8 protein-coding genes are annotated in these 5,898 nt (G+C 35.3%); 3 read left to right on the forward strand and 5 right to left on the reverse strand.

What is annotated here, in order from left to right; all coding sequences use genetic code 11:
- The first annotated feature begins 49 nt into the window (after positions 1-49).
- Positions 50-346, forward strand: a complete 297-nt coding sequence (locus tag ACRAD_RS16310) for a BrnT family toxin (protein ID WP_004282231.1) — start codon at positions 50-52, stop codon at positions 344-346.
- Positions 336-551 (forward strand): hypothetical protein, encoded by a 216-nt coding sequence (locus tag ACRAD_RS16315; protein ID WP_005022345.1) that lies wholly within the window; start codon positions 336-338, stop codon positions 549-551. The genes ACRAD_RS16310 and ACRAD_RS16315 overlap by 11 nt, the downstream gene beginning before the upstream one ends.
- A 119-nt stretch (positions 552-670) precedes the next feature.
- Here the strand turns inward: ACRAD_RS16315 and ACRAD_RS16320 are convergent, their stop codons facing one another.
- The gene (locus ACRAD_RS16320; protein ID WP_005022342.1) at positions 671-1,141 is read right to left on the reverse strand and encodes a hypothetical protein; all 471 of its coding nucleotides are present in this window, start codon (positions 1,139-1,141) and stop codon (positions 671-673) included.
- Positions 1,138-2,091: a MobQ family relaxase gene (gene mobQ, locus ACRAD_RS16325; protein ID WP_005022340.1), complete on the reverse strand. Its 954-nt coding sequence runs from the start codon at positions 2,089-2,091 to the stop codon at positions 1,138-1,140. The genes ACRAD_RS16320 and mobQ overlap by 4 nt, the downstream gene beginning before the upstream one ends.
- Positions 2,092-2,305: 214 nt before the next feature.
- On the opposite strand from mobQ, the gene ACRAD_RS16330 reads away from it, so the two are divergent.
- A complete protein-coding gene (locus ACRAD_RS16330) occupies positions 2,306-2,587 on the forward strand; it encodes a hypothetical protein (protein WP_005022338.1) in 282 nt (93 codons plus the stop codon).
- Between the two features lie 420 nt (positions 2,588-3,007).
- On the opposite strand, the gene ACRAD_RS16335 is transcribed toward ACRAD_RS16330, so the two are convergent.
- From ACRAD_RS16335 to ACRAD_RS16345, 3 genes are all read right to left on the reverse strand, one after another.
- Complete coding sequence (locus ACRAD_RS16335; RefSeq protein ID WP_004734286.1) at positions 3,008-3,529, reverse strand: hypothetical protein; 522 nt, start codon at positions 3,527-3,529, stop codon at positions 3,008-3,010.
- Between the two features lie 34 nt (positions 3,530-3,563).
- Positions 3,564-4,487 carry a replication initiation protein RepM gene (repM, locus tag ACRAD_RS16340; protein WP_004734284.1) on the reverse strand — a complete coding sequence of 308 codons (924 nt, stop codon included), beginning with the start codon at positions 4,485-4,487 and terminating at the stop codon, positions 3,564-3,566.
- A gap of 771 nt (positions 4,488-5,258) precedes the next feature.
- Positions 5,259-5,588, reverse strand: a complete 330-nt coding sequence (locus ACRAD_RS16345) for a four-helix bundle copper-binding protein (protein WP_000610966.1) — start codon at positions 5,586-5,588, stop codon at positions 5,259-5,261.
- Positions 5,589-5,898 lie beyond the last annotated feature (310 nt).

Genomic DNA, 5,898 nt, shown 5'->3' on the forward strand with positions numbered 1-5,898 from the left:
CCCTCTAAGTAGACTTTTAGAGGTTGTAAATCTAGGAAAAAGGCTAAACATGCCGTTGATTGAGTATTACGGTCTGCTATTTGAATGGCACGATAAAAAAATGGAAATAGTCTATCGAGGGCGTGAAATTACTTTTGAAGAAGTATGTAGCGTTTTTCTTGATCCAGAGCTGATTTCCTTTGACGATCTTGGTCATTACGATGAGCAACGGCTAATATCAATCGGTCTAAGTAATCGTGGTAGACTACTAACAGTGGTTTGGGTTGAACGTGGTGATGTTGCAAGAATCATTACTGCCTTTGAGCCATCGCACAATCAAAAGCGGAGGTATAACCATGCAAAATGAATTAGAACGCTATAAAAATTTTGACCCTACCAATGCGCCAGTAGTAAAACCGAATTTTGTTAAAAAATTACAAGAACGCCATGCTATTGCTCAAGCAAAGGCTTTTGATGCAGATGTTGTAACTTGGCTAAGTTCTCAAGATGATGAAACAAAACAGCACATTAACGATATGGTGCGCCATATCATGGCGTTGAAACGTGTTTAATTAAAATTTAGCTCGATGCTTTGAAATATGGCTTTTGCCATGTTTCAAAGTCGAGCCACTTTGCGAAATCCGGTATCAATAAAATTAAGAGAAGAACCGAGCAAAGTACTTACCCGTATTTATTTAGGGTCAATCACGCAATAATCTTTGTTTGGCCCGTGACAGTCATTTTTCATAATTCGGACACAGGATTTACCATTACAGTTTTTAATATCTAGATTATATCTTTGTTCTAGCCAAGCTGCTTCTGCACGACGTTCTTTGATCTCGTCAAAACTTGGAATAAATAAAAATATAAAAGACAGGAAAACTAATACCAGACTAAGGAAAATTGCACACAACAAGGCAATAAATCTGTAGTTCAATTTATCGGTGGCTTTATCTAACTCCTGAATACGACCTTGAAGGGCGCGTGTAGCTTCCTGATTTGCGTTATTTAGGGTCTTTTTGCTCTGTTCTAGTACCCCACTAGCTACCTTATTGTAAAACGTCTCTAATCGCTTGTTATCATCTGCTATGGCTTCCCTGTATTCCTTCATGGATGCCAATAAAATATATAACTGGTCGTCTAAATCGTTTTGATTGCTCATAGGGAAGGCCCATTTCTATTCATGCTTTTGCGTTGTTTCAGCTTCATCGTTTGTTCTTGCTGTAGCTTTAACTGCTTTTTATGTTCCAGTTCTAGGCGTTTAGCTTCCTGATCTTTCTTCCATTGCTCAAAGCCTTTTTCAACACGGTTGAAACCCTGTTCTAAGGTCTGTTCCTTGTGCTGTTGTTTGTATTGGAGCCGTTGACTGTTCTGCTGTTTGATCGTGTCGTTGAAACGGCTAATTTCAGTATCTATGCCTTTTCTGCGCATCTGGGTGACTTTACTGCCTTCATGTATGGTGGCTTGTAGCTGATTACCTTGATCGGCATAGCTGCGGTGGTCGATTCTTTCCCGATACCCTGCATATTCCAGAGCATGATTGGCTAAGTTTGCCCAGGTGGCTCGAATCTGTTTAATTTCTTCCTGGCTTGTTCCCATGCCTAAGCTTTTTCTTTTGGTGTTACTTAACTCAATTTCCGATTTTTGAGTGAGGACCAGTTTATTTTCAGTATCTAATTCTGCTTTGCGAGTTGTCAGTAAGATATGTGCATGATGGTTTTTATCATCTCCACCTTTGCTGGGTGCATGAATCGCTAAATCTGCAACCACCCCATAACGGTCTACTAAAGATTGAGCAAACTCTCTTGCTAGTTCTTTTCGCTGTTCTTCATCCAGCTCGTCCGGTAGAGCAATTACCCATTCACGTGCGGTTCGGGCATCTTTCCGATTTTCTGATTTTTCCGCCAGATTCCAAACTTTGCTTCGGTCTAATTCAGTATCCAAGTTAGAAAGAATCTCTGTATACACCACACCTTCTTTTCTCGTGAAGTCGTGCGTTAACCCTGTCCGTTCATCTGTCAATTTTTCTCCTGCACGATAAGCCATAGAGGCAACCGCAGTTCGTCCCGAACTTCGGTTAACGGTTTTGGTCGTACAGTGATAAATTGCCATGCCTTAGCCTTGTGATGGTTTTGCTTTTGCTTTTAAAAAATTGCGTAGCAATTTTTTGGGGTTAAGGGGTATCCCCTTACGCAAACTTTGACTTGGATGAAATCCAAGTCGTAAGTGCGCATTTCATGAAAAACACGATAGCATATAGCCCGCTTGAATTTCAATTCATAGGGCCTTATGCTTGAGTGGTTTTCTATATCCCGAAATCTGAATCATGACAAAAGCTGCTGAAACTCTTGAAAAGAAAATCGAAGCCCAATTAGAGAAGCTGAAACAGTTAAAGGCTCGAAAACAAGCTATCGAAGCTAGAGAAAGGTCAAAGCAAAAAGAGCAGGAAAGAAAGGATGATACTAGACGTAAAATTTTGCTCGGTTCTTACTTGATTAAGAAAATGCAGGAAAATGAAGCCAATAAAGAAAAAATATTGGCTGAACTTAATGAATATTTAACTGAAGAAAGAGACAGAAAGTTATTCAATTTAAGTGAGAAATTTTAAGTAGACAGATTTCACTGTCTACTTGGAAGTTACTTTTTATTACCTTTTGAATCACCTATTTTTATTAGTGGTGGTGGCGGAACATACTCAGGTTTAGGTTCAGTATTTTTAGACATTACTTCAGTCCTTTCTGATCACGAACAGGTGGTGGTGGTGGAACATATTCGGGTTTAGCTTCAGCCATTTTTACCTCTATTTTGAAATTTTAAATCAATCACTTTGGTTTGGGTTTATCTGCCGTAAATTGATCACGAACAGGTGGTGGTGGTGGAACATATTCGGGTTTAGCTTCAGCCATTTTTACCTCTAATTTTGAAATTTTGAATCACTTAGGTTTTGGTAAGTCTGTTGTAAGTTGATCACGAACAGGTGGTGGTGGCGGAACATACTCAGGTTTAGGCTCTGGATTACTCATTTACGTTATCCTAAAAATTTTCCTAATATAATCAGTATTATCACAATAACTAAACTAGCTCCAGCTAGTTGAATATAGTCAAAAGCTTTATGTAATAAGTTTGCTTTTTCATCATTTTTTTCAGTATATGAACTGATAACTTTTTTATAGTGATGAGCTAAACCAAGGTAAACAGTAGCAATCTTATTATTCTGAAAATAATCAATCATTTGATCATCAGTATTTACTTGAAAAACTTCTTTTACCTGTAGACAAGAAAAAAGCTTTCCTGATGCCAAACATACAAAAATAAAAGTTAAAGCCAAATAAAGTGAGGTCAAACAAGTTAAAAAAAATGGAGCCTTAATATTTGTATCTATGAAATAGTATTTTGCTAATAAAGAAAAGGCAGTAATAAAAATAGATAAATATGTTAAATACTTAGTAGCTTTATCTTCTAATTTTTCATAGTGTCCTTTTACTATCGAAAATTGATTTTTTTGGTATTCATATAAAGCTGCATATTTGCTTATATCTACTTCGCTCATACTTCCTCTTTCATTATGCTATTTGCTCTTTTACTCATGGGTTGAATCCAGACTTTTCTAATATTGGATAAAGCTCTCTGAATTTTTCAGGCTCTAACAGCATATCTGCTATACGGATAGCAAATTGTTGGTAGCTTTCTGTACCTTGTGAATATTTCCCCATTTCAGGCATTTCTGACATTTTATTGGCAAATAAATGGCGTTGTGCATCGGTCATTCTGATAAAAAAGTCAGGTGTGTTTGGGTCACGCTTAGAATCTAATTTTTTCGGTTGTTGTTTCTGCTTAAACTTAAATGAAAAACCAATAATTGAACGACCACGTTTGTGTTGTTCATACTCTGCTTTTATATCTGTGTACTTATTAATTTGATCAATGGCAAGGTGTAAAACTTTTTCTTTAAATTGCCCCATTCTCTTGTATTCATTGGGTTCTATGCCTAGTTTTAATCTTAGCTCTTCTAGCTCTACCATAGTCACTTTGCCTGTACTACGCCATGCGATAAGCAACTCATACAAGCGTATAGCGTAAACACTAGTTAAACTGCTGACTTGCTCTAGTTCATAACTGGTGAAGTGTTTTTCTAAATTTGTAATCAACGGTACAACATCATCAGAAAACTTAATACGAACAAGAGCTTCATTCTCTACATAAGATATTCGTTGTACCCATCGACTTATTACATTCTCAATGTTGCCCTTTTGAGTCAGTTTTTGATAGCTAAATCTACGATCAAATAGGCTTTTGCAAGCATCTTTAAGAACTTTATAGGCTGTATTTCTATGAACATTGAAATGGTTGATATAGCTTTCAGCATGAATCGTCAAATCTTTATCATTGGGTGTATTTGATTGCCTAGCTTCAAGTATGGCTAACAGTATTAAACGTTGTTCTGATAGGTCTAAATTATAACTGGCATTTATTAGTGCATTATCTTTAACGACTAGTTCTTTTTTCATAAGCACACATGTTTTTTAAGTATATAAGTACACTTTATTTTATTAAGTGTCACTTTGCAAGATAGAGGTGTACTTATTGCAAGATAGAGGTGTACTTATTGCAAGATAAAGGTGTACTTATTGCAAGATAAAGGTGTACTTATTCTTATTTTTTTTATTATTTATCAATTAATTACAGATGCTAAAAATTAAAAAATTAAAAATTATTAAAAAGAGGGGAGTGCTAAAAACTGCCCTATGTACTCGCTAAAGCTCGTACTCTATTGAAGCTCGTTCCTCGCTTCGTGGGGCAGTTTTTGGTTAATCCTGTTTGTGAAATCTAAAAGCAAAAGCATTGGTAATGTATTCGCTTCGCTCATACTTTTTGAAAAGCAAAAGCTCCAAAGTTCGCACCCATTCGGGATGCTCTGTACCTACCGTTTAAAATCGAAAGGGAGCTTGTAATCAGAGAAAAGGCGAGGGCGAAATTTTGATGATGCTCAATCGCTCGTAGACACTCGCTCGGTTCTTATTATCTAGGTTTTAATTATTTACTGGAGCTAATCAAAGTTGTGAAACATTGCTTAAATAATAGGCGTGGAACGTGACAAATCATTAAAAAAGCCCAAGTACGCATACTTGGGCTTTTTGATACACAATAAGACTATGAATTATAATAAATAATTTAGAGCATTTCGTATAAGGCGTATTATGTTAATTTTAGGAAAGGCTCTAGACTAGCAGAATGATTATGTTAGTCTAGAGCCATATAATTAACATTATTGAAGTATTTTACATGGCAATTTTTCGACATTCTTCTGCACACTGACGGCAAGCCTCAGCACATTTTTTACAATAATCATGTGAATGTTTTTCACACTCTTCCGCACAATATTCACAGATCTTAGCACAAAGCTCACAAATCTCTTTGAGGAAAGGTGAGTTATGTTGTTGCATACGCACACATAACTGACAAATATCTGCACATTCTAGACAACGTTGAATACATTCACGCATCATCTCTAAATCTTTTTCTTTTAAACAAGAAGTTGCACATTCAGTACAAATAAGTGAACAGTTTGTACATGCAGAAATACACTCTGAAAATTCCGTATTAATCATTTTTTACTCTCAATTTATATAATCAAAGAAATAATTAAAACATAATTTTTTTTCTACTAATTATTTTAAATTGTTAGTAAATGTAATACATAATTTTAATTTTAACTAAATCTTATTTATATTCCAAATTATTAAAAAACAGTTTTTAATTAGGATAGATGATCAAGTATCAAAAGCAGCTATTCTTAAAATAACTACAATAATTTTATCACTTTAAAAATAGATTTTCCCTCTATTTAACATAATGGCTGTTATACGAAATTTGGATGTTAGAACCTATTTAAATTAATGAATTATTGAATAACTAAAA

It is taken from the genome of Acinetobacter radioresistens DSM 6976 = NBRC 102413 = CIP 103788 (genome assembly GCF_006757745.1).
Lineage (GTDB): Bacteria > Pseudomonadota > Gammaproteobacteria > Pseudomonadales > Moraxellaceae > Acinetobacter > Acinetobacter radioresistens.

Bases quoted from the DNA above. Each gene is read 5' to 3' on its own strand.
- ACRAD_RS16310 (WP_004282231.1), top strand. From the start codon at position 50: ATGCCGTTGATTGAGTATTACGGTCTGCTATTTGAATGGCACGATAAA.
- ACRAD_RS16315 (WP_005022345.1), top strand. From the start codon at position 336: ATGCAAAATGAATTAGAACGCTATAAAAATTTTGACCCTACCAATGCG.
- ACRAD_RS16320 (WP_005022342.1), bottom strand. From the start codon at position 1,141: ATGAGCAATCAAAACGATTTAGACGACCAGTTATATATTTTATTGGCA.
- mobQ (WP_005022340.1), bottom strand. From the start codon at position 2,091: ATGGCAATTTATCACTGTACGACCAAAACCGTTAACCGAAGTTCGGGA.
- ACRAD_RS16330 (WP_005022338.1), top strand. From the start codon at position 2,306: ATGACAAAAGCTGCTGAAACTCTTGAAAAGAAAATCGAAGCCCAATTA.
- ACRAD_RS16335 (WP_004734286.1), bottom strand. From the start codon at position 3,529: ATGAGCGAAGTAGATATAAGCAAATATGCAGCTTTATATGAATACCAA.
- repM (WP_004734284.1), bottom strand. From the start codon at position 4,487: ATGAAAAAAGAACTAGTCGTTAAAGATAATGCACTAATAAATGCCAGT.
- ACRAD_RS16345 (WP_000610966.1), bottom strand. From the start codon at position 5,588: ATGATTAATACGGAATTTTCAGAGTGTATTTCTGCATGTACAAACTGT.